Genomic DNA, 26,031 nt, shown 5'->3' with positions numbered 1-26,031 from the left:
TGCTCATCATGAACCGCTATTCCGATGTGCTTGCCGACAGCGAGCTGCCGTTGATGGTCGACGAGTTTGAGCGTGCCAATCTATCCATCGGCGAAATGCTTGCCGAGGCGCTGGACTCGGTTCGCCGCCATCTGCGAATGGAGGTGGCCTTCATCGGCGAATTTCGGGACGGCAGGCGCGTGTTTCGCCATATCGAAGGGCAATATCATTCGATGGCGCTGGCCCTCGGCGAGGGCAGTCTGCTGGAGGAAAGCTACTGCCAGCGAATCGTCGATGGTCGCTTGCCGGAGCTGATCCGCAATACCGCCGAATTTAAGGAGGCGCTGGCATTGCCGGCGACCCGGGCGTTGCCGGTCGGCGCCTACATGAGCGTACCGATTCGCTTCAGCGACGGTTCGCTCTACGGGACCTTCTGCTGTTTCAGTACGCACCCCGACGACACTCTGAGCGAGGCCGACCTGGAAACCTTGCGCCTGTTTGCCCGTTTCGCCGGGAGAGTGCTCGAGCGCCACGCGCTCAGCGAACAGCAGCGCAATGAAAGGATTGATCGCATCAAGGCTGTAATAGCCAAGCGTGATTGCTGGATGGTCTACCAACCGATATTCCACCTGGTACACAACACCATCATCGGTTACGAAGCGCTGGCCCGGTTTCGTCCCGAGCCCTATCGCTCACCGGACCTCTGGATCGAGGAAGCAGGCGAGGTCGGGCTACGCCCGCAACTGGAAATCATGCTGCTGGAAACGGCCCTCGAAGCGCTGCCGTTGATTCCAGATGATATGTACCTGTCCCTCAACGTCTGTCCGGACGCACTTTTGGATGGCACGGTGGTAAAGCTGCTCTCCAGGCAGCCACTGCAGCGTCTGATGCTGGAAGTCACGGAGCACACCTCCATTGTCGACTACGCGTTGATCGCCGCGATTCTCGAACCGCTACGTCAAGAGGGGTTGCGGCTGGCGGTCGACGATGCGGGTGCCGGCTATGCCAGCTTTCGCCACATCCTCAAGCTAAAGCCTGATGTCATCAAGCTCGACCGGAGCCTGATCAGCAACGTCGATAGCGACAACGATACCTGCGCACTGGCTGCGGCGCTGATCCGCTTCGCCGAGCAGACCGGTAGCAAGATCATTGCCGAAGGTGTCGAAACGGATGCGGAACTGGCGACCCTGCGCAGCCTGCAGGTGACCAAGGCGCAGGGCTTTCTGCTTGGAATGCCGCAACCGCTGGAAGAGGCGGCTGACTGAACCGCTGAAATGTCTGATCACTTTGCCGGTGAGCCTATCGTCGCGTCAGCCGGGCTGAGCCGTCAGCGCTCGGCACCGGCCTGCCAGCCACCGCCGAGCACCTGATAGAGGTTGATCAGTGCATTGAGCTGGCTTTCGCGTAGCTGTACGGCGGCCAGCTCGGTATTGAACAGGTTGCGCTGGGCGTCGAGGGTTTCCAGGTACGACGAATAGCCCGCACGATAACGATCCTCAGCGAAGGTCCGTGACCGTTCGAGCACAGCGCGGCGAGCCTCGGCGCGTTCGATCTGCTGCCGCAGATTGCTTATCGCAGACAGGCTGTTCTCCACCTCGGCGAACGCTTCCAGTGCAGTCGAGCGATAGGCGAAGGCCGCCTGATTGCGTTGCGCGACGGCGATGTTAAGGCCCGCTTCCAGGCGTCCGGCGTCGAAGATCGGTGCCAGCACGCTGGCACCGATATCCCAGACACGAACCGGGTCGTAATCCAGGGAATTGACGAACAGCTGGCCAAGGCTGGCCGAGACCTGCACCTGAGGCAGAAACCGGTCGCGCTGGGCTTGCAGGTTGAGGTCGCTGGCCGCCAGTAGCAGTTCGGCCTGATGAATATCCGGCCTTCGCCGCAGCAGCTGCGAAGGCAGAGCGCCGGGCACCGCAGGCGGTTCGATGGCGAGCAGTCCGGCGCCGCGCCGTACCGCGCCCGGCAGCGCCCCGGTGAGCAGGCGCAAGGCATGTTCCTGTTCGCGAATCGCCTGCCGCAGTTGGGGCAGCAATTGCGCCGCGGCTTCGTACTCGGACTGCGCCTGGGTCAGCTCCAGTTGCGAGGTGTAGCCAAGGCTGGCGCGGTCCTCGGCGACCCGCAGCGCCTGCTGTCGCGACTCGACGGTTTCCTGAGTCACGTACAGCTGCTGGTCCAGCGACAGCAGCGAGACATAGGCTCGTGCCGTGGTGCCGGTCACGGCCAGGCGCACCGCGTCGCGTTCGGCCTCGCTGGCCCGGTACTGCAATTGCGCGGCTTCGCGCAGACGTCTTAGCCGGCCCCAGATATCCAGCTCGTAAGATACTTGCAGCGAGGGCTGCACCGCCGTGGTGTGGGCGATGCCGAGCACGCTGAGTTCGCGCGCGCGTTGCACCCCCAGCACCGCGTCGAGATTCGGCAGCAGCGAGGCGTGGGACAGGCGGATCTGTTCGCGTGCCTGTTCGACACGCGAAGCAGCGATCAGCACGTCGGTGTTATGCGCCAGCGCGGCTTCGATCAATGTCGTCAGCTGCGGGTCGCCAAACGCCTGCCACCAGGTGACGGAGATTTCGCTCGTCCGCGCCGCCTCGTCGCGCCATTGCATGGGCGGGGTGAACGCGGCATCTGGCGGGATCGGCTGTCGTGCTGGCATGCAGCCCGCCAACGTGAGCAGCAGCAGGCTCGAAAGCAATTCCGGAACGCGAACCTGACGATTCATTGCCCTTTGCCCGCCGCGGTTTCAGCGGCCTCGGCGTCGCTGCTGGTATCCACATGGGTGACCACCGATAGCCCAGGTCGCAGACGCTGGCTCAGTGGCTGGTCCGGATCGATGGAAATGCGCACCGGTATCCGTTGCACCACCTTGGTGAAGTTGCCGGTGGCGTTGTCCGGGCGCAGCACGCTGAATTCCGAGCCGGTGGCTGGCGCCAGGCGCTGGACACGTCCGGTCAGGCGGGCACCGTCCAGCGCGTCGATTTCGATGGTCACCGGCTGGCCGGGACGCATGGCGAAGGTCTGTGTTTCCTTGTAATTGGCGATGACCCAAAGCTGCTCAGGTACCAGATAGAGCAACTGCGAGCCTGCCGAAACGTATTGACCCTGGCGTACCGTGACCTCGCTGACCTGGCCGTCGCGCGGTGCCTCGATGACCGTGTTGTCCAGATCGATCCAGGCCCGTTTCAATGTTGCCTCGGCGATTTCCACCTGCGCCTGCAAGCCGCCACGCGACACATCGCTGGCCTTGAGGGTCTGCTCGGCAATCGCGATGGCGGCGCGGGCCTGTTTCACGTTCGCCGTCGCTGCGCGGGCACTGGCGCGGATCTGGTCACGTTCGCGAATCGAGACCGAGCCGCGTTCGGCCAGCTCGTTGACGCGCTTTTCGTCGGCCAGCGCGCGCTGCCGCTCGGCTTCGGCGGCGGACAACTCGGCGCGGCGCGACTCCAGCGTGGCGCGGTTGGAGGCCAGGGTCTGTTCGAGATTTTCCAGCCCGAAACGCTGCGCGGCCAGCTCGGCACGGCGCTGCTCGACCAGCTGGCGATACTGTCGGTCGTCGATGCGCACCAGCGGTTGGCCGCGCGCGACTTGCTCGAAATCCTGCACCAGCACCTCGGTGACGTAGCCGTTGACCTGCGGCGCCAGCACGGTGATCTGTCCGCGCACGTAGGCGTTTTCGGTGACTGCCACCCGGTCGCTGAACGGCCAAAGCTGCCAGGCGTAAAGGATCGCTAGGACGCCGGCCAGCGCGACCAGCATCATCAGAATGACCGAGCGGAGGCTCGGCTTGATCGTCTTCGGCGGATCGTCCGGTGCCGGGCCTGCGTCCGTCGCAGCGGCAGAGGGCTGTGGCGGCTGAGCCGTTTGCAAGGTTTCGTCGTCTGCGGGTTGCCTGGTTTCGCTCATGGAGACGGTGCGTTCCTCTTTTGCCGCGCAAGGCGCAGGGTGTGATAGAGCGTCCAGCCGAACACGCCGATGGAAAGCATGCTGATCAGCCGGAATACATCGTCGAAGGCCAGCACGTTGGCTTCGCGGGTGGCGGTCTGGCTCAGCTGCGCCGCGCTCTGCGCCTGGCGCAACTGCGGGTCGCTCTGACGCGGGATGAGCGCCTGACTCTGCAGTTGCAGCCGCTGCGCAATACGCGGATCGCCCGGCACCACCTGCTCGGTCAGGTGACTGGAATGGTATTTCTCACGCACCACCTGATAGGTACCGAACAAGGCCGGCGCCGCCAGCCCGCCGAGGCTTTGGGTCATGGTGAACAGCACGATGAAGCTGACCAGGTAATTCGGCCCGTTGCGCAGCGCCTTGCCGATGCCGGTGATCAGCAGCGGGCCGAGAAACATGCCGCTGGCGAAGGCCAGCAGGCCCTGGCTGAGAAACATGTCGTGCGGGCGGGTCAGGTTGGTGGCGTCGATGTCGAGAAAGCTGGCGACTGCGATCAGCATGATCGACAGCAGGATTTGTGGCAGGGCCGTGCTCGGGCTGAACGTCATGGCGCTGCTGGCAATACCCATGCTCAGCCCGAGCAGGATCACTGCGTACAACGGCTGCAACTGCTCGGTACCCATGCCCAGCGCCTGCAGCAGCCCGACCGCGCCGTAGGTCTGCTCGGACAGCAGCAGGCGCAGGGCAAGTGCGCCGAAAGCGAAGCGCAGCATTTCCGCCGTGCCCAGCCAGCGCGTGTGCAGCAACGGGTTGCGTCGATGATGTTCGATCATGAACGCCATGCAGAACAGCAGCAGAGCGGCTATCAGCGCGTAGCCGAGCCAGGGTTGTTCGGTCCACCAGAGTATGCGTCCCTGGGCCAGCACCGCGGCAATTAGCGCCAGAGCCGGGGCGAGCAGGGCGAAGGTGAGGAAGTCCAGAGGCTCGAAGACCTTGATGCGTTCGCCCAGGGGCAGTTTGAGTACTACCACTGCGGCCAGCGAACACAGCGCCAGGCCGCTCTCGAACACATAGAGGCGGTGCCATTCGCCCATATCCAATAATGCCGGCGACATCAGCCAGGCCAGCGGCGTGCCCAGCTGGGAAATTCCGAAACCGAGAATCACCCCCTTGGGCAGGTCCGCTTTGCGGAACGCCTGCAGCATGTAAAACAGGCCCAGGGAGGAGGTTGTAGCCGCTGCCAGACCGCTGGCGGCACGCACGAAGATCGCCATCTCCAACCCTTCGACGAAGACATGAGCGATGCTCAGCGTTGCATAGAGCGTCAGGCCGATCTCGGCGAAGCGACGCAGGCCGTACTGCTGGCGGAACTTGATCATCAGCAGGTTGGCGGAGACGTTGACCATGAAGTAGGCCGCCGGCAGCCAGGCGGCTTGCGATGGCGTCAGGCCAAGGTCGCCCTGGATGCTTGGCAGGTTGGCGATGAACAGCGCGTTGCCCAGACCGCCGGTCAGCCCGACGAGCACCGCGACACAGGCATAGGCGATACGCATCGGCATCGGATGCAGCAATATCGCCGGCGAACCGGGCATGGAGGGGCGTTCGTGAGGTTCCCAGCGGGGAACGGGGGCAAGGTATTCCGGCATGTTTCGCAGGCTCGACGGCGATGACCCGGCGCTATGGGCGCTGCTGCCGAGTCGGCAGACATTGTTGGGACAGTCGCGAGCGCGAAACGGTTGGTCGAAGTTGCGTCGGCGGGCAAATCATCGGTCGGACCGGCTGAACCTTTGCCGAAGCGGGGCAGTCGATTTAACAGGTTGGCCGTGCTGCTTCCGGCCGTTCTTGGCAAGCTCTAAGAGGACTGTTCAATGGATACCCAAGACACCATTTCCGTACTCAACGATCTCATCGAAACCAGCAAGGACGGCGAAAAAGGCTTTCGCGAATGCGCCGAAGATCTCAAGCGCGCCGATCTCAAGACCACCATGATGCAGCGTGCCCAGGATTGCGCCACGGCGGCGGCCGAGCTGCAGCAACTGGTTCGCTCCCTGGGTGGCGATCCGGAAACCAGCGGGAGCGTGGCCGGCGACCTGCACCGGCGCTGGGTCGATTTGAAATCCATGGTGACCGGCAAGGATGACGAGGCCATTCTCAACGAATGCGAACGCGGCGAAGACGTGGCGATGAAGAGCTACCGCAAGGCGCTCGACAAGGATCTGCCAGCCGAGATTCGCGTTGTCGTCCAGCGTCAGTTCCAGGGCGTTCAGCGCAACCATGATCAGGTCAAGGCGCTGCGTGACGCGGAGCGTGCCCGCAGCTGACCGGCGCCTGGCTTAAAGAAAAACGCCAGCGTGATGCTGGCGTTTTTTTGGAGCCTCGAAGGGTGTCGCTTTTTACATCCACCGGACTGTAGTCGAATTCATTCGACCGGGTTTGCACCAGGCCCTACGGCTCCTGCACTTCACAGCCCTTGATCACCATGCGGATGATGGTCTCGGCGGCGGCCTCGTAGTCGGCATCCTCCAGCTTGGCTTTGCCCGTCACGACCGATATCTGCCAGTCGAAGTCGGCGTAGGTCTGGGTCGCCGCCCAGATGCTGAACAGCAGGTGGTTGGGGTCTACCTTGGCCATCAAGCCCTGATCGATCCAGTTCTGGATACAGGCGATGTTATGCGCGGCCTGGGCGTTGAGCTGCTCGGTGCGCTCGGCGGACAGGTGCGGCGCGCCGTGCATGATCTCGCTGGCGAAGACTTTCGAGGCGCCGGCATGCTCGCGCGAGATGCGGATCTTGGTGCGGATGTAGGCGCGCAGTACTTCAGCGGGATGGCCGGGCTGATTGAACGGTGCAGAGGCTTCGAGCAAGGGCTCGACGATGCTTTCCAGCACTTCGCGATAGAGGTTTTCCTTGCTCTTGAAATAGTAATAGACGTTGGGCTTGGGCAAGCCTGCGCGGTCGGCGATATCGCTGGTCTTGCAGGCGGCGAAGCCCTTTTCGGCGAACTCTTCGCTGGCGGCGCGCAGGATCAGCTCTTTGTTGCGCTCACGGATGCTGGACATTGGGCCTATTCGATTCGCTACGAGGGAGGCCGGCTGGCCTGGCGCAGAATGCTAGCACCGGCCTCCGACTTCTCTCAAGCCAAGCTATGAAAGCTGCCCGATCGATAGATTGTGCGCTTGTTTGTATACACTTCATGTGGCGTTCTGATACTGTTTTTTGCGGCCCTGTCTGTCGGCGCGCCCGGTCAGTGGCGACTGCAGCCGATCAGGCCATGGCGGAGGCAATCGTGCTTTGTCTCGTCGTGCGGCCTCACAACAAGAACAATGAGTCAACAAGGAGTCACCATGAAGCACATGCTCGCCGCTGCAGCGCTCATGTTCGCTGCCCATGCGGACGCCGAATCGACCTATGTCGTCGGCGTCGAAGACGCTCGATTCATGCCGCACTACAGCCTGGACGCCCAGGGCCAGTATCAGGGCTTCGCGCGTGAACTGCTCGATGCCTTCGCCGAAGAAGGCGGCGTGCGGCTGATCTATCGGCCATTGCCGGTCGACGAACTACTGCCGGCGCTGCTCGACGGGAGTGTCGACTTCAAGTACCCGGACAACCCCTCCTGGTCCATCTCCGACAAGAGCGGCCATGGCGTGCATTACAGCCAGGCGGCGGTGGCCTATGTCGACGGCGTCATGGTCGCGCCGCGGCGCGTGGGTTTGGGTGTCGAACAGCTGAAACGGCTGGCGGTGGTCGATGGCTGGACGCCCAAGGGCTACGAGGCACGGATCGATACCGATCAGGTGCTGCTCGTCGGCAGCAGCGACCTGCCGCGGATGATCCGTCAGGCGATGCTCCAGGACACCGATGGGGCCTACTACAACGTCGTGGTAGCGATGCACTATCTGAACAACGTCCGCACCAAACCCGGTGCGCTGGTCTTCGACCCGAAGCTGCCGCACACCCGGAGTGCCTACCATCTCTCCAGCGTGCGGCATCCGGAGCTGATCCGGCGCTTCGACCGCTTTCTCGACGAGCGTCGCGAAGACGTCGTCGCGCTCAAGGCCAGGCACCAGGTGGAGGTCAACCTCGACTCGGAATACATCGGCATGGAGCAATGGAAGGTCGACTTCCTGGAGCGGCAGAAGGCCAGGAATGCGGCGGGTGGCTGATCGCCGAGCCTCGCTCAGCCGCGCCGAATCAGCCAGACGCCAGCGAAGATCAGCAATATGCCGCCGACCTTGCCGAGGCTGATCGACGCCTGGCGATAGCCGGCCCAGCCGTAATGATCGAGCAGCAGTGCCATCAGCAACTGCCCGGCCAGCAACAGCGCCATGAACAGTGAGGCGCCCACCCGCGGTGCGGCGAAGGCTGCCGTGGCGATGAGGAAGACGCCGAGCAAACCGCTGCTCCAGTGCCACCAGGTAATCCCGCGCAGGCCTTGCAGGGTCGGCAGATCACGCTGGGCCAGCACGATGACGAGCAGCGCCAGCGTGCCGACCGCAAAGGACACCAGCGCGGCATTCATCACGCTGGACAGCTGGCGCGCAACTTCGCCGTTCATCCCGGCTTGCAGCGGCAGCATCGCCCCGGCAATCAAGGGCAAGGCGAGCAACCACCAGGCAACCGTGGGCATGGAATTCCTCCGAGAAAGCGCTTTGGAAGTGAAAGAGGGGGTGGCAGTGGTGCAGCCTGAGGTGGAAACGTCGGAACTGCGACCGCTGAATCGATAAAGTTGTACACAAGATACTGACGATAATTGCCCGGAGCAATGACTATCTCAATGCCGGCGGCTACCTTCCTGCAAAGCTACCGCTTCAGCGAGATAGGCTTTCAGAGCGGATGAACCGGCGATCCGGGACCGCGTATGGAGTCGTTGCATTATTCGTTTCGTTCGGATGACTGACATTAAGGATCTGGCTGTCAGTGCCGATAACAATCAAGCGACGTTAATGTTGTATACAATTTAATGGATACTAATAAAAACCAGAACGAGGACTACGCCATGCGCTTCATGCAACGCAGTATCCAGTGGCAACTGATCGTCAGCATGGGCGCGGCCCTGTTGACCAGCATGCTGATCGTCATTGTGGTGTATTCCTCGGCGGTCAATCGCCTGGCTGAGCGCTATCTCATCGGTGAAGCGCTACCAGCCAATATCACCGCGATCCGCAACGATATCGAGCGCACCCTGACGGAGCCGGTCACGGCTACCTCCGGTATCGCCACCAATACGCTGGTTCACGACTGGTTGCAGCATGGCGAGAGCGCCGCACAGGCGGCGGCGATGACCCGTTACCTGGAGGGTGTAAAGACGCAACAGGGCGCGCTGACGACCTCCATCGCTGTGCTCGGGAGCGGTCACTACTACTCGGAAGCCGGGCTGACCCGGACCCTGGATCGTAGCAATCCGGCCGAACGCTGGTTCTATAGTCTGATCGAGGGCAGCGCAGATCGTCGTGTCGATATCGACATCGACAAGGCCACGCGGCAGCTGACGCTGTTCATCAATCAGCGCATCAAGGTCGACGGCAAGGTGCTGGGGGTCGTTGGATTGGGCTACAGCCTCGATCGCATGTCCAAGCTGATCAGCGGCTTTCGTTTCGGTGAGCGCGGCGAGGTCTACCTCGTCGGTGGCGATGGTCGGGTCAAGGTCCATTCCAGAAGCGATTACAATGACAGCGCCGATCTCGCTCAGCTCATGGGGCGTGATGCCGCGGATCGGCTGTTGGGCGGTGAACGGCAAACGGTCGAGTTCGAGCGCGACGGTGAGCATTTCCTGGCCATGGCGCAGCCGCTGGAAAGTCTTGGCTGGACGCTCGTCAGCGAGGTGCCGGAAGTGCAGATTTTCGGTGATGCACGGCGGACCATGTGGATTACCAGCCTGATCGGCACCTGCATCACGCTGTTCTTTCTCGCGCTGGTGGTGCTGCTGGCACGCGGGCTGGTCAAGCCGATTCGTCAGGTCACCAGTGCGCTGGTGGAGATCGGTGGCGGTGGCGGCGATCTGACGCGGCGTCTGGACGAGAGCCGGGCCGATGAACTGGGCGACCTTGCACGTGGCTTCAACCGCTTTATCGGCAGCCTGCGTGAGCTGATCGGCGATGTGCTGCGTACCAGCGAGCAATTGCGTAGCGCAGTGGGGCAGGTGTCGCACGTGGTCGACAATACGGCAGGGCGTGCCGGGCGCCAGCACGAGATGACCGACATGGTCGCCACGGCGGTGCATGAGATGGGTTTGACCGTGCAGGAAATCGCCCGCAACGCCAGCAACGCGGCGCAGGCCTCGCAAGGCGCCCGCAGCGAAGCCATGCAGGCGCGTACGGTCGTGGGTGAATCCATTGCACATATCGAGAGTATGTCCAGCGAGATCGGCCAGGCAGCGGATGCAGTGACCGACCTTGCCCGGCAGGTCGCGACCATCGACAAGGTGCTGGCGGTGATTCGAGGTATTTCCGAGCAGACCAACCTGCTGGCGCTCAATGCCGCCATCGAAGCGGCCCGGGCTGGTGAAATGGGCCGTGGATTCGCTGTGGTCGCCGACGAGGTGCGCACCCTGGCCAGCCGGACCCAGGCCTCGACCGATGAGATCCAGCAGATGATTCAGGGCCTCAATAAAGGCGCCGATAACGCCGTCAGTTCGATGCATGCCAGCCAGGCGGCGACGGGCACTGGCGTGCAGGCCAGCCAGCGTACCGGGCAATCGCTGGCCACCATCACCGAGCAGGTCGAGGCGATCAGTGACATGAACACCCAGGTGGCGGCGGCGACCGAGGAGCAGAGCAGCGTAACCGAGGAAATCACTCAGAACGTTCAGGGTATCGCGGATCTGGCTCAGGCGACGGCAAGCGAGGTGCAAAGCTGTCTGGAGGATTGCCGCGCGCTCAGCCGTCTGGCCGATGATCTGACCCGGCAGATGGGTAGCTTCAAGCTCTAGCGAGCCTGTGGGTCCTTGCTGGTGATCGGTGACGCTATTGTGGCCGGATCGCCAGCGAGCTGGCTCTTGCAGCGGCGCTGGTACGTGGCCGTAGGGGCGGGATTGTCCGAGACCTGGCGGGCTTCGGTGCATGTGATGCGTGGAGCGCAGCCTGCGTCGAGGCAGTGCCCGATACCGGAAGCAGTCTTTGCTTCACAGCTACAACCTGTCGGCTTGGTTGCAGGGAGGCTTCGCAAACGAAGCTCTGGCACGGGTGGCCGCAAATAAAAAAGGTGGCGCAAGCGCCACCTTCCAACAACCTGCACCGTCTGCCCGGCGCTGTCGATTCGCTTAAAAGTGCGCCTTGACGATCGCACTGAAGGTGTTCTGATCGGTCTTGAACGGCAGGGAGCCGTCTTCCAGGCCGTATTTGTCGGACCAGTAATCGTATTCGATACCCACGTAGAGCTTGCCCGGGGTCATGTCCAGCGCCTTGCCCAGGTCGTACTTGACCTGTGGGTTGATGTGCAGGTTCTTCGACACGAAATCACCCCGGCTCTTGGAGCCCGCATCGTTGACCACCCAGTCGATGTAACCGTCGAAGAGAATGTCGGATTTGCCCACCGGAATGGTAATCGCCCAGGTCGGCGTGACCTGCCACTGGCCGGAAGGCTTGCCGGTGCTGCCGTCCGGTTTGCGGTAATAGAAGTTAAAGGCCAGGCGATCGAAGCCGGGCGCATCCAGATCGAAGCCTGGGCCAAGAAGGTAGATCTGATTGCCACCCTCGCCGCGCTCATAGGTGGCTGCAACCAGCACATCCTTGACCGGACCGAACGACATGTCCGCCCCCGAAATCTTGCCGAGCGACAGGCGCGGGGCGAACTCGCCGTAATAGGTATGGCCTTCGCCGCCGGACAGGCCGTTGTACCACTTGTTATCGACGAACAGGAACATGTCGCCCCAGCTCCAGCCGCTGGCGTGCTCGAAAGTGATGGTCTGTTGGATGGCCCCGGCATCGACCTTGAAATCCTTGCCGTAAAGGTAGGTCAGGCTGTTGTTCTGCCAGTGCATTTCGGCGAAGGCCGGTGCGGCGAGCAGACTGCCGGCCAGGGCGAGGGAGAGCGGAGCGAGTTTGAAGTTCATCTGGATACCCTTGGTTTTTTATTGTGGTTTGACGGTAATTTCAGCGCGCAGTCACATGCCGCGTTGAAAGGGGGCGGGATCAGGCTGATCGGACAATGGGCTCGTTCGAGGCGCAGACATCGGCTCGGTGGAAGCCCGGTCTTGTTGTCGCTGATGACGTGGGAGCCATGAGACTCCTGAATTCGCTTGCGCACATGGTTCAGCCTGCCTGGTATTTATTGTTCGGTCATGGGCTTCAGGACTGCAGTCTGATCCGTCCGGATGTTGTCCGGGCGGTCAGCTATTTTGACTATAGCAATTGTAGACACATTGCAAAACAAATAATTTTATTATTGTGCACAATTTTTGGAGCTGGTGATCAGCCAGGAGCTGCCAGCCGATAACAGACAGCCCGCACGTGGCGGGCTGCAGTTCGTAGCATGGAAACCGCGAAGCGCTTTCGGTGCTGCTGGCGGATCGCGGGGCTGCCAGCGCAGGTCAGGCCTCAGTTGATCTGCGCCCCCTGTGCGATCCAGTTGGCCAGCAGGTCACGCTCTTCCTGGGTCATCTGGGTGATGTTGCCCAGCGGCATGATCTGACTGGCAATGGTCTGTGCATGGATCTTGGCGGCCATCTGCTGGATCTGTTCGGGGGTATCGAACATCACCCCAGCCGGCGCTGCGCTGAACAGTGGGCTGGTGGGGGTTGCCGAATGGCAGACGGTGCAACGCTCTTCAATGACGCTGCTGACCTTGTTGAACTCGTTGTGGTCTGTCGCGCCGCTCTTTTGCTCGCTGATGCTCGCCTGCTCCGGAGTGGTCGGTGCCAGGTTCTGCGGAACGGGCTGGCGGTTCGGCGAGAGCACGAAGGCCAGGCACACCATGCCGACCGCTGCCGCTGGCAGTGCCCAGGCGAAGCGGTTGCTGTCGTGGCGAGTGTTGAAGTAGTGACGGACCAGTACCGACAGCGCACCGAGTGCCGCCAGGATCAGCCAGTTGTACTCACTGCCGTAGGTGCTCGGGAAGTGGTTGCTGATCATGATGAACAGCACCGGCAGGGTGAAGTAGTTGTTGTGGCGCGAGCGCAGCAGGCCCTTGGCCGGCAGCAGCGGGTCTGGCGTGCGGTTCTGCTCGATGGCCGCCACCAGCGCGCGCTGGGCCGGCATGATGATGCGGAACACGTTGCCGACCATGATGGTGCCGATCAGTGCGCCGGTATGGATGTAGGCGGCGCGACCGCTGAAGATCTGCGAATAGCCCCAGCAGGCGGCGATCACCAGCACGAACAGGACCAGGCCGAGCAGCGCCGGCGTCTTGCCCAGTGGCGAGTCACAGAGCAGGTCGTAGATGAACCAGCCGACGATCAGCGAGCCGAAACCGATGGCCACTGCTGCGGCGGGAGAGAGGCCGCTGCCTGGCAGGACCAGGTAGAGACTGGGGTTGAGGTAGTAGACCACCATCAGCAGGGCGACGCCCGACAGCCAGGTGGTATAGGCCTCCCATTTGAACCAGTGCAGGTTCTCCGGCATCTGCGGCGGGGCCAGCTTGTACTTTTCCAGGTGGTAGATACCGCCGCCGTGAATCGCCCAGAGGTCGCCCGACAGGCCTTCTCGGGGGTTGGCGCGGTTGAGGTTGTTTTCCAGCCAGACGAAGTAGAACGAGGCACCGATCCAGGCGATGCCGACGATCATGTGAATCCAGCGAATACCCAGGTTCAGCCATTCGGTGAGATGTGCGTCCACGATTATTTACCTCTTGCGCGGCCGGCGAACCGACCGTTGTTTCTTGTTATTCGACTCGTCGCGAGCGGCCAGTGCGGCGCTCACTCCGAGTCCCGGTGGGGGTCGAGGAACAGCTCATCCTCGCTGAAGAAATGCTCGTCGCAGTTGTTGCCAGAACCGCTGCGATCGACCACCAGGAATTCATCCCGCTTTTCGATCGTCAGCACCGGGTGGTGCCAGACGCCGCGGTGGTAGTTGACGCCCTGCCTGCCGTTGCTGCGGAAGGCACGGACATTACCCGGTACAGGTGCATCGCCAGCGGGCGCGACCACGACCAGAAAGGGGTTGCCGAGCAGCGGGATGAAAGCCTGGCTGCCCAGCGGATGACGTTCCAGCATCTGGATCACGCGCGGCATTTCCAGCATCTCGGCTGCGAAAATGCTGATGATCGCCTGGTCTTCAGGCTGCGCGGTCTCGACCGTCGCCAGCTTGTGGTAGCGGCGGGTGGAACCGTTGTTGATCATGAAGAACTCGCTGCCTTCGGTCTCGATCACATCACCGAACGGGGCGAAGGCTTCCTTGGTCAACGGCTCTATCTTGAGTGTGCGCATGGCTGGGGTCTCACTATCGTTATTCGAAGGCAGGCTTACATCGCCTGCAGGCGGAACAGGGCGATCTTGTTGATCTCGCTCACGGCACGGTCGAATTCCTGCTCGGGGGTGTTGTGCAGGCGCTCCTCGAACGCGGCGAGGATCTGGTGCCGATTGCTGCCCTTGACCGCCATGATGAAGATGAAGCCGAACCTGTCCTTGTAGGCTTCGTTGAGTTCGGTGAAGCGGGCGAACTCCTCGGCGGTGCATTCATGGATGCCGGCGCCGGCCTGTTCCGAGGTGCTGGAGGCGGTCAGCTCGCCGCGTACGGCGGCCTTGCCGGCGAGGTCCGGGTGGGCGTTGATCAGTGCCAGCTGGGTTTCGCGTGGGGCGTTCAGCAGAATCTCGGACATACGCCGATGGAGCGTCTCGATGTCGTCGAGGCTTTCGTCGATGCCCTGGTCATAGGCCTGTTCGGCGACCCACGGCGAGTGCTCGTAGATGTCGGCGAAGGTGGCGACGAAGGCGTCGCGGTCGAGGCTGGACGGCGTGATCGTCTGGAAGCGGCTCATTTCGCGCTCTCCTGGGTGAACGGGTGGGTGGCGTGCCAGTGGCGGGCGATATCGACGCGGCGGGCGAACCAGACCTGCTCATGGCTTTGTACGTATTCGATGAAGCGCTGCAGCGCGGCCATACGGGCGGGGCGGCCCAGCAGCCGGCAATGCATGCCGATGGTGAGCATCTTCGGCGCTTCGGCGCCCTCGGCGTAGAGCACGTCGAAGGCGTCCTTGAGGTAGGTGTAGAAGTCGTCGCCGCTGTTGAAGCCCTGGACCTGGGTGAAGCGCATGTCGTTGGTGTCCAGGGTGTAGGGGATCACCAGGTGCGGCTGCTCCGGCGTGCTGGCCGGATCCCAGTAGGGCAGGTCGTCGTCGTAGGTGTCGCAGTCGTAGAGGAAGCCACCTTCCTCGCGCACCAGCCGGCGCGTGTTCGGCCCGGTGCGGCCGGTGTACCAGCCCAGCGGGCGCTCGCCGGTGAGTTCGGTGAGGATGCGGATGGCCTCGAGCATGTGCTCGCGCTCCTGCTCCTCGTCCATGTACTGGTAGTCGATCCAGCGATAGCCGTGGCTGCAGATCTCGTGGCCATCGGCGACCATCGCCTCGATCACCTGCGGATGGCGTTGTGCGGCCATCGCAACGGCGAAGATCGTCAGCGGGATGTCGTGCTTCTTGAACAGCTTGAGCAGGCGCCAGACGCCGGCGCGGCTGCCATATTCGTAAAGCGATTCCATGCTCATGTGACGCACGCTCTGTAGCGGCTGTGCGGCCACCATCTCAGACAGAAAGGCTTCGGATTCCTTATCGCCGTGCAGTACGCAGCGCTCACCGCCTTCTTCGTAGTTCAGCACGAAAGACAGCGCGATGCGGGCGTTGCCAGGCCAGTGTGGATGGGGAGGGTTGCCGGCATAGCCGATGAGGTCACGAGGGTAGTCGGCGCTCATTTATTGTTTTTCCTTGGTGAGATGCGAGGTCGTCGGTGACGGGATGGCATGCGACCGTATGGGATTATTGTATACAAAAGCTTTTGAGGTTTGTAAATCAAAACCCTGAGAAAAAATGATGGATGGCGTTTCCAGGGGAAAAAGCGGTCCCGGAAACGCCCCTGTAAATACGTAAAAGCCCGCGTACAGCGGATATTCTGGGCAGGCAAAAAAGACAGATCAAAAACTGTGTACAATTATAATCGAAACTGTCTTTTATATGGTTGCGTGCATGCTATGCTCCTGCCAGACCCACAACATCGACAAGAGGAGGCAGGCGCCTGCAGAGGGACTTCGCTGCAACGCCGGAAATCTATGGGACGTTTGACTACTCATGTGCTGGACGCCGCGCACGGCTGTCCGGGCAGCGACATCAAGATCGAACTTTATCGCGTCGAGGACGCCGGCCTGGAGCTGGTTGCCAGCCGGCAGACCAATGCCGACGGGCGCTGCGATGCGCCATTGCTGGAAGGCGACGAGTACCGCTCCGGCGTCTATCAGCTGCAATTCAGTGCTGGCGATTACTACCGCGCGCGCGGCGTGCAGCTGGCCGAGCCGGCCTTCCTCGACGTGGTGGTGCTGCGCTTCGGCATCAGCGCCGAGCAGGACCATTACCACGTGCCTTTGCTGATCTCTCCGTACAGCTACTCGACTTATCGCGGCAGCTGACAACGACCCGAACCATGCTCTGATGGCTCCATTCGTGAGCCTGCCACCCGCCCTCAAGGCGGGTGTTTTTTTATCAGGAGTCGCCTGGAGCATTTTTGCTTGCTGGCTCAGCGCCGGGGGCGCTGTCCGGGTGCGCAGGATGTCCTCACGAACTGCCGAACCACCTGGGTAGCCCGTGAGCTGAACTATTCTGCGCCGGCTGCCTTATCGCCATGTGTACGGCGAGCCACGGCGCCGGTGCGTTTCGCGCTGGCTCCAGGGGCGTCGTCCGGCTGCTGCAGCCCGTCCAGGATCGGGCAGTCCGGTCGCTCATCCCCCGCGCAGCAACTGACCAGGGTTTTCAGCGTCTCCGCCATCTGTCGCATGTTATCCATGCGGCGCTCCAGTTCGGCGATATGCTCCTGGGCCAGGCGCTTGACGTCCGCGCTCTGACGCGACTTGTCATTCCACAGACCCAGCAGGTTGCCGATCTCGGCCACCGAGAAGCCGAGATCGCGGGCACGACGGATGAAGTGCAGACGGTGGATGTCGGCCTGGGTGTAGGCGCGATAGCCCGAGTCGGTCCGGTCCGCCGGTGGCGTCAGGCCGATCTGCTCGTAGTAGCGGATCATCTTGGGTGAGACCCTGGATGCCTTGGATGCTTCACCGATGTTCATGGCGATTCTCCTCGCTCAATGGGCGGTATCCGCTGCCAGCGGTGGCTGGAAACGCCGCAGCCGTAGCGCATTGCCCAGGACGAACACACTGGACAGCGCCATCGCACCTGCCGCGAAGATGGGCGACAGCAGCAGTCCGTAGGCCGGGTATAGCACACCCGCGGCCAGTGGAATCAGCGCCGTGTTGTAGCCAAAGGCCCAGAACAGGTTCTGGCGGATGTTGCCGAGGGTGGCCTTGGACAGCGCGATGGCGTTGGGCACACCCTGCAGGTTGCCGGACATCAGCACCACGTCGGCGGATTCCACCGCCACGTCGGTGCCGGTGCCGATCGCCAGCCCCACGTCGGCTGCCGCCAGCGCCGGCGCGTCGTTGATGCCGTCGCCGACGAAGGCGATCTGACCGTGAGCCGCCTTCAACCGGCGCACCGCTTCCACCTTGCCTTCGGGCAGCACTTCGGCCACGACCTCATCGATGCCCAGTTGCCTGGCGATGGCCTGTGCCGTGTGCGCGTTGTCGCCGGTGATCATCGCCACCTTCAGGCCCAGCTGGTGCAGCGCGGCGATGGCGGCGGGGGTGCTGGGCTTGATCGGGTCGGCGACAGCGACGATGGCGGCCAGCCGGCCCTCGATGGCGGCATACAGCGGCGACTTGCCTTCGCCGCCCAGGCGTTTGGCCGTCCCGGCGAAGCCGCCCACATCCAGGCCCAGTTCACGCATGAAGCGGTCAGCGCCGACTTCGACGCGCACGCCATCCACGTTGGCACGCACGCCCATGCCGGTGACCGACTCGAAACCGGTCATCAGCGGCAGCTCGATAGCCGTTTGCTCGGCAGCCTCGACGATGGCACGGGCGATCGGATGTTCCGAACGCGCTTCCACGGCGGCGACCTTGGCCAGCACCTGGTCGCGGTCGAAGCCTTCGGCGATCTCCAGGTCGGTCAGCACCGGGCGGCCTTCGGTCAGCGTGCCGGTCTTGTCCACGGCCACCACCCGGGCGTCCTTGAGCAGTTGCAGCGCCTCGCCCTTGCGGAACAGCACCCCCATTTCGGCGCCCCGGCCGGTGCCGACCATGATCGAGGTCGGTGTCGCCAGCCCCATGGCGCAGGGGCAGGCGATGATGAGTACGGCTACCGCGTTGACCAGGGCAAAGGTCAGCGCTGGCGACGGTCCGAAGACCAGCCAGACCAGGAAGGTCAGCGCCGCCGCCAGCATGACCGCGGGCACGAACCACAGCGTCACCTTGTCCACCACGGCCTGGATCGGCAGCTTGGAGCCCTGGGCCTGTTCGACCAGCCGGATGATCTGCGCCAGCATGGTCTGCCCGCCCACGGCGGTGGCGCGCAGCGTCAGGGCGCCGTTCTGGTTGACGGTGCCGCCGACCAGCGTGCTGCCGGCGCGCTTCTCCACGGGAATCGGCTCGCCGGTGATCATCGACTCGTCGACGAAGCTGCCGCCCTCGGTCACTTCGCCATCGACCGGCACCCGTTCGCCGGGGCGTACTTCAACGAGGTCGCCCAGGACTACCTCGGTGATCGGGATGTCCACCGTGCGGCCCTCGCGCACGACATGCGCCACTTTGGCCTGCAGCCCGACCAGGCGCTTGATGGCTTCGGAGGTGCGCCCCTTGGCGCGGGCCTCGAGGAAGCGCCCCAGCAGGATCAGCGCGACGATGACAGCCGCCGCCTCGTAGTAGACGTTCACCGTACCGGCTGGCAGCAGGCCGGGAGCGAAAGTGGCGACCAGCGAATAGCCGAACGCGGCAGCGGTACCGACGGCGACCAGCGAGTTCATGTCCGGCGCCAGGCGTACCAGGGCGGGGAAACCCTTCTGATAGAAACGCCGGCCAGGGATGGCCAGTACCAACAGCGTCAGCGCGAACTGCAGATACCAGCTCTGCTGAAGGCCGATGGTCGCCATGACCCACTCGTGCATGCCGGGAATCATGTGCGAGCCCATTTCGAGCACGAACACCGGCAGTGCCAGCAGCGTGGCCAGGATCAGGTCGCGCTTGAGTTCGACCCGTTCGGCGTCCTTCTTTTCCGCAGCCTGGTCGTCGGCCTGCGCGGCGCTATCGACAGCGCGGGCCTCGTAGCCAACCTTGCCGACAGCGGCGAGCAGATCCTCCACGGCCACCACGCCACGCACCCTGGCCCGTTCGGTCGCCAGGTTCACCGTGGCTTCCGCAACGCCGGGCACCGCCTTGAGTGCCCGCTCGACACGGCCCACGCAGGAGGCGCAGGTCATGCCCTCGACTGCCAGCTCGACGGTATTGGCGGGCACGTCGTAGCCGACCTTTTCGACCGCCCGGACCAGCGCCATGCGATCGACGGAGCCCGCCAGGCGAATGTCCGCTCGTTCGGTAGCCAGGTTGACGGATACACTGTCCACGCCTTCGATCCTGGCCAGGGCCGCTTCGACACGACCGACACAGCTGGCGCAGGTCATGCCTTCGATGGGCAGACTGATGGATGTGGTGGCACGAACATCACGGGTGTTCGACGTGCTCATGGTTCGTTCCCATTGGTTGTATTCGAGATGGCGACAAGCTAGGCCTTGCCATCGTGGGAAGGTCAAGTACTGTGCGTTCTTTACCGGCGAAAGGGCAGGGCTTTCCAGATATGTCTTCGAATAAACGGGGTGACGCCACCCATGGTGAAAGTGCCGACCTGGCCTCCCTGTCACAGAATGATGTGACCATCCTTGCCGAGACCTTTCGCCTCCTGGGCGATCCCTCGCGCCTGAGGATCATGCTGCGCTGCATGCAGGGCTCCTCTCCGGTTGGCGACATCGCCGAGAGCCTGGATCTCTCGCAATCGCTGGTCAGTCACCATCTGCGACTGCTTCGCGGCGCCCGCCTGGTCAAGGGCGTGCGCCATGCCAAGCATATCTTCTACGAGGTCGACGACAGCCATGTGAGCCAGGTGCTGCTGGACATGGCCAGCCACATCGCCGAGGACCGTGGCGAAGAATAGCCTGCAGCCAGTTCAAGAGGCGCAGGGTTGTTTTTTAAAAAAACATATGAATATATGTTCATGTGTTATGGTTGCTGCATATGCAACCGACTGTCCGAGGCTCAGATGTCCCGCTCTCACTCGCATCATCATGGTCACCACGACCACACGCCGACCGTGACCAGCGCCAACGAGCGTAAGGTCCTCCTGTCCTTCTTCCTGATCTTCACCTTCATGGTGGTGGAGGCGGTCGGCGGCGTGCTGTCCGGTTCGCTGGCACTGCTGGCCGACGCGGGCCACATGCTGACCGATGCGGCAGCGCTGGCCCTGGCCTATGCCGCCTTCCGCTTCGGTCGGCGCGCCGCTGACAGCAAGCGCACTTTCGGCTATCTGCGCTTCGAGGTCATTGCCGGTTTCCTGAATGCCGTGACGCTGTTCGGCATCGTCGCTTGGATCGTCTATGAAGCGTGGCAGCGCCTGTCGGCACCCCCGGTGATCCTGGCCGGGCCGATGATGATCGTTGCCGTGCTCGGCTTGCTGGTGAACCTGCTGGTGCTGTGGATCATGACTCGCGGCGAGACCGACCACGTCAATGTGAAAGGCGCCATCCTGCACGTGATGGGTGATCTTCTGGGCTCGGTCGGTGCCATCGTCGCCGCGGCCGTCATCTACTTCACGGGCTGGGCGCCGATCGATCCCATCCTGTCGGTGGTCGTGGCGGTACTGATCCTGCGCAGCGCCTGGAAACTGCTGGCCAAGTCGCTGCACATCCTGCTGGAAGGCGCACCCGAGGAGGCGTCGCCGGAAAAGGTGGCGCGTGGCCTGCTGGATTCCGTTGCAGGCCTGGCGGCTGTCAGCCATGTACATGTATGGCAACTCACTTCCGGGCGGACGATGGCCACACTGCACGTACGCCCGCACCTGGACGAGGAAGCGAAGGCGGTGGTCAGGCTCGTCGAGCAGGCGCTACGGGATCATTTCGGCATCGAGCATGCCACCGTCGCGATCGACTGGAACTCGGAGGAGGGCGGGCCACATTGCAGCCTGCAACGGACTGCCGGGTGTCCCGGTCATGATCATTCGGCTGAAGGCCACAGGCATTGAGCCTGTTTCCCTGTCCAAAAACGAAGCCCCCGACGCAAAGGCGTCGGGGCTTCGTTTGCCGGCTGCGCTTCCTGATCAGAGGAAGGCGAACTTGGCGATGAACACGATGCACAGTACGTAGAGGCTTACCGAAACCTTGCTGGCCTGGCCGGTCAGCAGCTTCAGCGTCGCGTAGGTCAGGAAGCCCAGGGCGATGCCGTTGGCGATGGAGAAGGTCAGCGGCATCATCACCACGGTAACGATCGCCGGGATGGTGTCGGTGTGGTCCTTCCAGTCGATGTGCGCCATGCCGCTCATCATCAGCATCGCGACGTAGATCAATGCACCGGCGGTGGCGTAGGCGGGAATCATCCCAGCCAGCGGGGCGAAGAACATGGCGGCCAGGAACAGCAGACCAACGGTGATGGCGGTAAGCCCGGTGCGGCCACCGGCGGCGACGCCCGAGGCGCTTTCCACGTAGCTGGTGACCGGCGGGCAGCCGACGAAGGCGCCGACGACACTGGAAGTACTGTCGGCCTTCAACGCGCGGGACAGGTTCTGGATCTTGCCATCCTCATCCACCAGGTTCGCCCGGTGCGCGACGCCCATCAGTGTGCCGGCGGTGTCGAACATGTTGACGAACAGGAACGCCAGGATGACGCTGATCATCGCGATGTTGAAAGCCCCGGCAACGTCCATGGCCAGGAAGGTCGGCGCCAGGCTCGGCGGCATCGATACCAGTCCGTTGTACTCGACCAGGCCCATGGCCAGGCCGACACCGGTGACGGCGAGCATGCTGAACAGGATCGCACCGAACACATTGCGATGACTGAGCACGGCGATCATCAGGAAACAGATTGCTGCCAGCAGGGCGTTGGGCTCGCTGAATGAGCCCATGGACAATAGTGTGGCAGGGTTGTCGACGACGATACCGGCGGTCTTCAGACCGATCAGCCCGAGGAACAGCCCGACCCCGGCGCCCATGGCGAAGCGCAGGCTCATGGGGATGCTGTTGAGCAGCCACTCGCGCAGCCGTGACAGGCTCATGATCATGAACAGCACGCCCGAGAGGAACACCGCGCCCAGCGCGATTTCCCAGCTGTAGCCCATCTCGCCGACCACCGTGTAGGTGAAGAAGGCGTTCAGGCCCATGCCCGGCGCGAGGCCCACCGGCCAGTTCGCGTACAGACCCATGAGCATGCAGCCCAGCGCGGCCCCGACGCAGGTCGCGACGAAGGCTGCACCGTGATCGATGCCGGCCTCGGCCATGATGTTGGGGTTGACGAAGATGATATAGGCCATGGTGACGAAGGTCGTCAGGCCGGCGAGCAGTTCCGTTTTGATGCTGGTGCGGTGTTCGCTGAGTTTGAAGAATCGATCGAGCAGCCCGGGTTTTTCCGGCTGCACGGCAAGGGTATGTGGTTCTTGCTTGGTGCTTTCCAAGGGGTATTCCTCATCGTTCTTGTTGTCGTTCACCCAGAGTCGGGAAAACTCTCGAGGCAGGTGATGCTGAGGGGCTCATTCTGTCTCGTTTTTGACTTCGAGGTCAGGAAGGCCTTGGGCGATTATGCTTTTGTATACAAGAAAAGCAACCATGTTTTGTTCATACACTTTCTTTAACTGCGTCAATGCGACGCATGACGTGCGCGGATCGAGCAATACCGGGAGCAAACGTGGCATTGAAGGGGGGTTGATGTCTGGTTTGTGCACAATCCTGACGAATAAATTAGGTTCTATAACCAATGGCTACTCCAGTCAGTGGCTGAAACAAAGTAAAGTTCGCTCTGCCGAAACCTCGATGCGAGCGATCATGAACGAACAGCTGCAGCCTCTGAAAAAGCCGTCCCGAAACGGCAAGGTGCGTACCGGGACGCAGGACGACATCGTCTACGCCCATATCTTCGACGCGATTCTCGAGCAGCGCCTGGCGCCGGGCACCAAGCTCAGCGAAGAAGCGCTGGGGGAAATCTTCGGGGTGAGCCGCACCATCATCCGGCGTGCGCTGTCGCGGTTGGCTCATGAGGGGGTCGTGTTGTTACGGCCCAACCGGGGCGCGGTGGTCGCCAGCCCGAGCGTCGAGGAGGCCCGGCAGATATTCTTTGCGCGGCGCCTGGTGGAGCGGGCGATCACCGAGCTGGCGGTGCAGCACGCCAGCGACGAACAGCTTGCCGAGTTGCGACAGATGGTCATCGACGAGCAGGAGTGTTTCGCCCGTGGCGACCGAGGCGCCGGCATTCGTCTGTCCGGCGAGTTCCACCTGAAACTGGCCGAGATGGCCAAGAACGCCCCCTTGGTGAGTTTCCAGCGCAGCCTGGTCTCCCAGACCTCGCTGATCATCGCCCAGTACGAAAGCGGCAACCGCTCGCATTGCTCCTACGACGAACACAACCAGCTGATCGACGCCATCGCCGCGCGTGACAGCGACAAGGCCGTGAGCCTGATGATGCATCACATGGATCACGTCGACAGCAAGCTCAACCTCGACGAAGACAGCGCCTCGGATGATTTGCACGCGGTGTTTTCGCACATTTTGGGGAAGAACGGAAAGGCCAGTAAAAAGCGCTAAAGGCTGAAGGCTGGACGAAAAAGCAGGCCCTGCGGCTCCGCGCTTCTCCTCCAGCCTTCCAGCGCTCTTATCGGTTTACGCTTTTTTCCTGTGCACCGAAACGCCGGCGGCATAGGTTTCCTTCACCGTGCGGTCATCACCAAGCATCATCAGGGCGAAGAGGCGCTCTTCCAGGCTGCGCGCCTGGCTCAGGCGGTACTCGATCAGCGGCGTGGCCTTGTAGTCCAGCACCACGAAATCCGCGTCCTTGCCCGGCTGCAGGCTGCCGATCCGGTCGTCCAGATAGAGCGCGCGGGCACCGCCCAGGGTGGCCAGGTACAGCGACTTGAACGGGTCCAGCTTCTTGCCCTGCAGCTGCATCACCTTGTAGGCCTCGTTCAACGATTGCAGCTGGGAGAAGCTGGTGCCGGCGCCGACGTCGGTGCCCAGACCGACGCGCACGCCAAAGCCTTCCACCTTCTCCAGATCGAACAGGCCGCTGCCCAGGAACAGGTTGGAGGTGGGGCAGAAGGCCACCGCCGAGCCGGTTTCGCCGAGGCGCTGGCATTCGTCGTCGCACAGGTGCACGCCGTGGGCGAACACCGAGCGCGCGCCGATCAGGCCGTGGTGGTCGTAGACGTCCAGGTAGCCCTTGCGCTCGGGGAACAGCTCGCGCACCCATTCGATCTCCTTGCGGTTCTCGGAGAGGTGGGTGTGCATGTAGAGGTCCGGGTATTCCTGGAACAGCTTGCCGGCCAGCGCCAGTTGCTCCGGCGTGCTGGTCGGGGCGAAGCGCGGGGTGACGGCGTAGTGCAGGCGGCCCTTGCCGTGCCAGCGTTCGATCAGCGCCTTGCTGTCGGCGTAGCCGGATTCGGCGGTGTCGGTGAGGTAGTCCGGCGCATTGCGGTCCATCAGCACCTTGCCGGCGATCATCCGCAGGTCGAGCTTGTGCGCCTGCTCGAAGAAGGCATCCACCGATTCCTTGTGCACGCTACCGAACACCAGCGCGGTGGTGGTGCCGTTGCGCAGCAGTTCGCGCAGGAACACCTGGGCGACCTCGCCGGCATGGACCTTGTCGGCGAAGGCGCGCTCGGTGGGGAAGGTGTAGGTGTCGAGCCAGTCGAGCAGCTGTTCGCCATAGGAGGCGATCATGCCGGTCTGCGGGTAGTGGATATGGGTGTCGATGAAGCCGGGGGTGATCAGCGCATCCTTGTACTCGATCACCTCGGTGCCGGTCGGCAGGGTGGACAGCAGGTCGGCGGCGTGGCCGTTGCGGACCACCTTGCCGTCTTCGACCACCAGCAGGCCGTCTTCGAAATACTCATGGGACGCCTCGATACCCACTTCGCGGGGGTCGGCTAGGCAGTGGAGCAGGGCGGCACGATAGGCTTTGATCTGGGTCATCGTGGTTCTCGGAATCGTCTTGGTGTGTTGTCAGGAAGACAGGTGATTCGGTTGCGGGGGGCGCTCCCACAGGAAAGCAGGTGCGTTCGGTCAGCGACCCCCTAGGTGTCAGCCAGCCTGCGAGCGGCGCGCGGCGGGCACCAGCATCGGAACAGGCTTTTCTCCGTCCGCACTTTTCTCACCGAAGTTGGCGTTGTAGGTGGCGATCACCTCGCCGGCGATGGACACGGCGATCTCCACCGGCAGCTTGCCTTTCACCTCGCTGATGCCCATCGGGCAGCGCATGCGCTGTACGGTTTCCGCCTGGAAGCCGCGGTCGCGCAGGCGGTGTTCGAACTTGGCGCGCTTGCTCTTCGAGCCGATCAGGCCGTAGTAGGTGAAATCGCCGCGCGAGAGGATCGCCGCAGTCAGCTCGAGATCCAGCTGGTGATTATGCGTCATGACGATGAAGTAGCTGCCGGCGGGCATGTTCTCCACTTCGTCGACCACCTCGTCGTTGACCACCTTTTCCACGCCAGCGGGGATCTGCGCGGGGAACTCGCTCTCGCGCGAGTCGATCCAGCGCACCTTGCACGGCAGGCTGGCCAGCAGCGGCACCAGCGCACGACCGACGTGGCCGGCGCCGAACACGGCGATGTGCGCCTGCGGTTGGCCCATGGGTTCGAACAGCAGCACCGTGGCGCCACCGCAGCACTGGCCGAGGCTGGCTCCGAGGGAAAAGCGTTCCAGGCGGGTTTCGCGCACGCGATTTTCCAGCATCTCGCGGGCGATCTTCTGCGCCTTGTATTCCAGGTGGCCGCCGCCGATGGTGTCGTACAGCCGCTCACGGCTGACCACCATCTTCGAGCCGGCATTGCGCGGCGTCGAGCCGCGCTCCTCGATGATGGTCACCAGCACGCAGGGTTCGCCTTGCTGCTGCAGCTCGGCGAGGGCGTTGATCCAGACCGTGTTGCTCATATTCAGTCCCTCGTAGTACGGATGGCCGCCC

At 62.8% G+C, this 26,031-nt stretch carries 23 protein-coding genes; 8 read left to right on the top strand and 15 right to left on the bottom strand.

Annotated elements, in window-relative coordinates:
- Positions 1–8 precede the first annotated feature (8 nt).
- Positions 9–1,244, top strand: a complete 1,236-nt coding sequence (locus ACYCFC_RS12100; RefSeq protein WP_181084990.1) for a sensor domain-containing phosphodiesterase — start codon at positions 9–11, stop codon at positions 1,242–1,244.
- Between the two features lie 62 nt (positions 1,245–1,306).
- Here ACYCFC_RS12100 and ACYCFC_RS12095 read toward each other — a convergent pair whose 3' ends face one another.
- The 3 genes from ACYCFC_RS12095 to ACYCFC_RS12085 are packed head-to-tail and all read right to left on the bottom strand — an operon-like array spanning position 1,307 to position 5,453.
- Complete coding sequence (locus tag ACYCFC_RS12095) at positions 1,307–2,698, bottom strand: efflux transporter outer membrane subunit (protein ID WP_459651740.1); 1,392 nt, start codon at positions 2,696–2,698, stop codon at positions 1,307–1,309.
- Entirely contained in the window at positions 2,695–3,879 is a 1,185-nt protein-coding gene (locus ACYCFC_RS12090; protein WP_459651739.1) for an HlyD family secretion protein, read from the bottom strand. Before ACYCFC_RS12090 ends, ACYCFC_RS12095 begins: the two co-directional genes overlap by 4 nt.
- The gene (locus ACYCFC_RS12085; RefSeq protein ID WP_459651738.1) at positions 3,876–5,453 is read right to left on the bottom strand and encodes an MFS transporter; all 1,578 of its coding nucleotides are present in this window, start codon (positions 5,451–5,453) and stop codon (positions 3,876–3,878) included. Before ACYCFC_RS12085 ends, ACYCFC_RS12090 begins: the two co-directional genes overlap by 4 nt.
- Positions 5,454–5,729: 276 nt before the next feature.
- On the opposite strand from ACYCFC_RS12085, the gene ACYCFC_RS12080 reads away from it, so the two are divergent.
- Positions 5,730–6,182: a PA2169 family four-helix-bundle protein gene (locus ACYCFC_RS12080; protein ID WP_181084998.1), complete on the top strand. Its 453-nt coding sequence runs from the start codon at positions 5,730–5,732 to the stop codon at positions 6,180–6,182.
- Between the two features lie 124 nt (positions 6,183–6,306).
- On the opposite strand, the gene ACYCFC_RS12075 is transcribed toward ACYCFC_RS12080, so the two are convergent.
- Positions 6,307–6,918 carry a TetR/AcrR family transcriptional regulator gene (locus ACYCFC_RS12075; protein WP_459651737.1) on the bottom strand — a complete coding sequence of 204 codons (612 nt, stop codon included), beginning with the start codon at positions 6,916–6,918 and terminating at the stop codon, positions 6,307–6,309.
- 285 nt (positions 6,919–7,203) lie between these two features.
- On the opposite strand from ACYCFC_RS12075, the gene ACYCFC_RS12070 reads away from it, so the two are divergent.
- A complete protein-coding gene (locus ACYCFC_RS12070) occupies positions 7,204–8,022 on the top strand; it encodes a substrate-binding periplasmic protein (protein WP_459651736.1) in 819 nt (272 codons plus the stop codon).
- A 14-nt stretch (positions 8,023–8,036) separates the two neighbouring features.
- On the opposite strand, the gene ACYCFC_RS12065 is transcribed toward ACYCFC_RS12070, so the two are convergent.
- Positions 8,037–8,486 carry a DMT family transporter gene (locus ACYCFC_RS12065; protein ID WP_181085004.1) on the bottom strand — a complete coding sequence of 150 codons (450 nt, stop codon included), beginning with the start codon at positions 8,484–8,486 and terminating at the stop codon, positions 8,037–8,039.
- Between the two features lie 369 nt (positions 8,487–8,855).
- Here ACYCFC_RS12065 and ACYCFC_RS12060 point away from each other — a divergent pair, with 369 nt between their 5' ends.
- A complete protein-coding gene (locus ACYCFC_RS12060; RefSeq protein ID WP_181085006.1) occupies positions 8,856–10,787 on the top strand; it encodes a methyl-accepting chemotaxis protein in 1,932 nt (643 codons plus the stop codon).
- Between the two features lie 330 nt (positions 10,788–11,117).
- Here the strand turns inward: ACYCFC_RS12060 and ACYCFC_RS12055 are convergent, their stop codons facing one another.
- The 5 genes from ACYCFC_RS12055 to puuE form a co-directional block, all read right to left on the bottom strand.
- A complete protein-coding gene (locus tag ACYCFC_RS12055) occupies positions 11,118–11,909 on the bottom strand; it encodes an outer membrane protein OmpK (RefSeq protein WP_181085008.1) in 792 nt (263 codons plus the stop codon).
- Positions 11,910–12,393: 484 nt separating this feature from the next.
- Positions 12,394–13,629 (bottom strand): urate hydroxylase PuuD, encoded by a 1,236-nt coding sequence (locus ACYCFC_RS12050; protein ID WP_181085010.1) that lies wholly within the window; start codon positions 13,627–13,629, stop codon positions 12,394–12,396.
- 80 nt (positions 13,630–13,709) lie between these two features.
- The gene (locus ACYCFC_RS12045) at positions 13,710–14,219 is read right to left on the bottom strand and encodes an ureidoglycolate lyase (protein WP_181085012.1); all 510 of its coding nucleotides are present in this window, start codon (positions 14,217–14,219) and stop codon (positions 13,710–13,712) included.
- Positions 14,220–14,254: 35 nt separating this feature from the next.
- Positions 14,255–14,770 carry a 2-oxo-4-hydroxy-4-carboxy-5-ureidoimidazoline decarboxylase gene (uraD, locus tag ACYCFC_RS12040; RefSeq protein WP_459651735.1) on the bottom strand — a complete coding sequence of 172 codons (516 nt, stop codon included), beginning with the start codon at positions 14,768–14,770 and terminating at the stop codon, positions 14,255–14,257.
- The gene (gene puuE, locus ACYCFC_RS12035) at positions 14,767–15,696 is read right to left on the bottom strand and encodes an allantoinase PuuE (RefSeq protein ID WP_181085016.1); all 930 of its coding nucleotides are present in this window, start codon (positions 15,694–15,696) and stop codon (positions 14,767–14,769) included. The genes uraD and puuE overlap by 4 nt, the downstream gene beginning before the upstream one ends.
- Positions 15,697–16,050: 354 nt before the next feature.
- Here puuE and uraH point away from each other — a divergent pair, with 354 nt between their 5' ends.
- Positions 16,051–16,404 carry a hydroxyisourate hydrolase gene (uraH, locus tag ACYCFC_RS12030; RefSeq protein ID WP_181085018.1) on the top strand — a complete coding sequence of 118 codons (354 nt, stop codon included), beginning with the start codon at positions 16,051–16,053 and terminating at the stop codon, positions 16,402–16,404.
- Positions 16,405–16,589: 185 nt separating this feature from the next.
- Here the strand turns inward: uraH and cueR are convergent, their stop codons facing one another.
- Positions 16,590–17,060, bottom strand: coding sequence for a Cu(I)-responsive transcriptional regulator (cueR, locus tag ACYCFC_RS12025; protein ID WP_459651734.1), 471 nt, complete (start codon positions 17,058–17,060; stop codon positions 16,590–16,592).
- A gap of 15 nt (positions 17,061–17,075) precedes the next feature.
- The gene (locus ACYCFC_RS12020; RefSeq protein ID WP_459651733.1) at positions 17,076–19,568 is read right to left on the bottom strand and encodes a heavy metal translocating P-type ATPase; all 2,493 of its coding nucleotides are present in this window, start codon (positions 19,566–19,568) and stop codon (positions 17,076–17,078) included.
- A 110-nt stretch (positions 19,569–19,678) separates the two neighbouring features.
- Here ACYCFC_RS12020 and ACYCFC_RS12015 point away from each other — a divergent pair, with 110 nt between their 5' ends.
- Positions 19,679–20,032 carry an ArsR/SmtB family transcription factor gene (locus ACYCFC_RS12015; protein ID WP_014853713.1) on the top strand — a complete coding sequence of 118 codons (354 nt, stop codon included), beginning with the start codon at positions 19,679–19,681 and terminating at the stop codon, positions 20,030–20,032.
- A gap of 105 nt (positions 20,033–20,137) precedes the next feature.
- On the top strand, positions 20,138–21,115 hold the full coding sequence (locus ACYCFC_RS12010; protein ID WP_459651732.1) for a cation diffusion facilitator family transporter: 978 nt from the start codon (positions 20,138–20,140) through the stop codon (positions 21,113–21,115).
- A gap of 75 nt (positions 21,116–21,190) precedes the next feature.
- Here ACYCFC_RS12010 and ACYCFC_RS12005 read toward each other — a convergent pair whose 3' ends face one another.
- Positions 21,191–22,537 (bottom strand): NCS2 family permease, encoded by a 1,347-nt coding sequence (locus tag ACYCFC_RS12005; RefSeq protein ID WP_181085096.1) that lies wholly within the window; start codon positions 22,535–22,537, stop codon positions 21,191–21,193.
- Positions 22,538–22,904: 367 nt separating this feature from the next.
- Between ACYCFC_RS12005 and ACYCFC_RS12000 the strand changes: the two genes are divergently transcribed.
- Positions 22,905–23,660 carry a GntR family transcriptional regulator gene (locus ACYCFC_RS12000; protein WP_459651731.1) on the top strand — a complete coding sequence of 252 codons (756 nt, stop codon included), beginning with the start codon at positions 22,905–22,907 and terminating at the stop codon, positions 23,658–23,660.
- Positions 23,661–23,735: 75 nt separating this feature from the next.
- On the opposite strand, the gene guaD is transcribed toward ACYCFC_RS12000, so the two are convergent.
- Both guaD and xdhC read right to left on the bottom strand, forming a co-directional pair.
- Positions 23,736–25,043 (bottom strand): guanine deaminase, encoded by a 1,308-nt coding sequence (guaD, locus tag ACYCFC_RS11995; RefSeq protein ID WP_459651730.1) that lies wholly within the window; start codon positions 25,041–25,043, stop codon positions 23,736–23,738.
- 108 nt (positions 25,044–25,151) lie between these two features.
- Positions 25,152–26,000, bottom strand: coding sequence for a xanthine dehydrogenase accessory protein XdhC (xdhC, locus tag ACYCFC_RS11990; RefSeq protein WP_459651729.1), 849 nt, complete (start codon positions 25,998–26,000; stop codon positions 25,152–25,154).
- Between the last annotated feature and the right edge of the window lie 31 nt (positions 26,001–26,031).

Source organism: Stutzerimonas sp. NM35 (assembly GCF_054604355.1).
This window is presented reverse-complemented; position numbering and strand designations above follow the sequence as displayed.

What these genes read in the sequence shown, in the direction of transcription:
- ACYCFC_RS12065 (WP_181085004.1), bottom strand. Translation starts at nt 8,486, where the DNA reads ATGCCCACGGTTGCCTGGTGGTTGCTCGCCTTGCCCTTGATTGCCGGG.
- ACYCFC_RS12020 (WP_459651733.1), bottom strand. Translation starts at nt 19,568, where the DNA reads ATGAGCACGTCGAACACCCGTGATGTTCGTGCCACCACATCCATCAGT.
- puuE (WP_181085016.1), bottom strand. Translation starts at nt 15,696, where the DNA reads ATGAGCGCCGACTACCCTCGTGACCTCATCGGCTATGCCGGCAACCCT.
- ACYCFC_RS12010 (WP_459651732.1), top strand. Translation starts at nt 20,138, where the DNA reads ATGTCCCGCTCTCACTCGCATCATCATGGTCACCACGACCACACGCCG.
- ACYCFC_RS12075 (WP_459651737.1), bottom strand. Translation starts at nt 6,918, where the DNA reads ATGTCCAGCATCCGTGAGCGCAACAAAGAGCTGATCCTGCGCGCCGCC.
- ACYCFC_RS12045 (WP_181085012.1), bottom strand. Translation starts at nt 14,219, where the DNA reads ATGCGCACACTCAAGATAGAGCCGTTGACCAAGGAAGCCTTCGCCCCG.
- ACYCFC_RS12060 (WP_181085006.1), top strand. Translation starts at nt 8,856, where the DNA reads ATGCGCTTCATGCAACGCAGTATCCAGTGGCAACTGATCGTCAGCATG.
- ACYCFC_RS12015 (WP_014853713.1), top strand. Translation starts at nt 19,679, where the DNA reads ATGTCTTCGAATAAACGGGGTGACGCCACCCATGGTGAAAGTGCCGAC.
- ACYCFC_RS12055 (WP_181085008.1), bottom strand. Translation starts at nt 11,909, where the DNA reads ATGAACTTCAAACTCGCTCCGCTCTCCCTCGCCCTGGCCGGCAGTCTG.
- ACYCFC_RS12070 (WP_459651736.1), top strand. Translation starts at nt 7,204, where the DNA reads ATGAAGCACATGCTCGCCGCTGCAGCGCTCATGTTCGCTGCCCATGCG.
- ACYCFC_RS12100 (WP_181084990.1), top strand. Translation starts at nt 9, where the DNA reads ATGAACCGCTATTCCGATGTGCTTGCCGACAGCGAGCTGCCGTTGATG.
- uraH (WP_181085018.1), top strand. Translation starts at nt 16,051, where the DNA reads ATGGGACGTTTGACTACTCATGTGCTGGACGCCGCGCACGGCTGTCCG.
- ACYCFC_RS12080 (WP_181084998.1), top strand. Translation starts at nt 5,730, where the DNA reads ATGGATACCCAAGACACCATTTCCGTACTCAACGATCTCATCGAAACC.
- ACYCFC_RS12090 (WP_459651739.1), bottom strand. Translation starts at nt 3,879, where the DNA reads ATGAGCGAAACCAGGCAACCCGCAGACGACGAAACCTTGCAAACGGCT.
- guaD (WP_459651730.1), bottom strand. Translation starts at nt 25,043, where the DNA reads ATGACCCAGATCAAAGCCTATCGTGCCGCCCTGCTCCACTGCCTAGCC.
- cueR (WP_459651734.1), bottom strand. Translation starts at nt 17,060, where the DNA reads ATGAACATCGGTGAAGCATCCAAGGCATCCAGGGTCTCACCCAAGATG.
- ACYCFC_RS12085 (WP_459651738.1), bottom strand. Translation starts at nt 5,453, where the DNA reads ATGCCCGGTTCGCCGGCGATATTGCTGCATCCGATGCCGATGCGTATC.
- uraD (WP_459651735.1), bottom strand. Translation starts at nt 14,770, where the DNA reads ATGAGCCGCTTCCAGACGATCACGCCGTCCAGCCTCGACCGCGACGCC.
- ACYCFC_RS12095 (WP_459651740.1), bottom strand. Translation starts at nt 2,698, where the DNA reads ATGAATCGTCAGGTTCGCGTTCCGGAATTGCTTTCGAGCCTGCTGCTG.
- ACYCFC_RS12000 (WP_459651731.1), top strand. Translation starts at nt 22,905, where the DNA reads ATGAACGAACAGCTGCAGCCTCTGAAAAAGCCGTCCCGAAACGGCAAG.
- xdhC (WP_459651729.1), bottom strand. Translation starts at nt 26,000, where the DNA reads ATGAGCAACACGGTCTGGATCAACGCCCTCGCCGAGCTGCAGCAGCAA.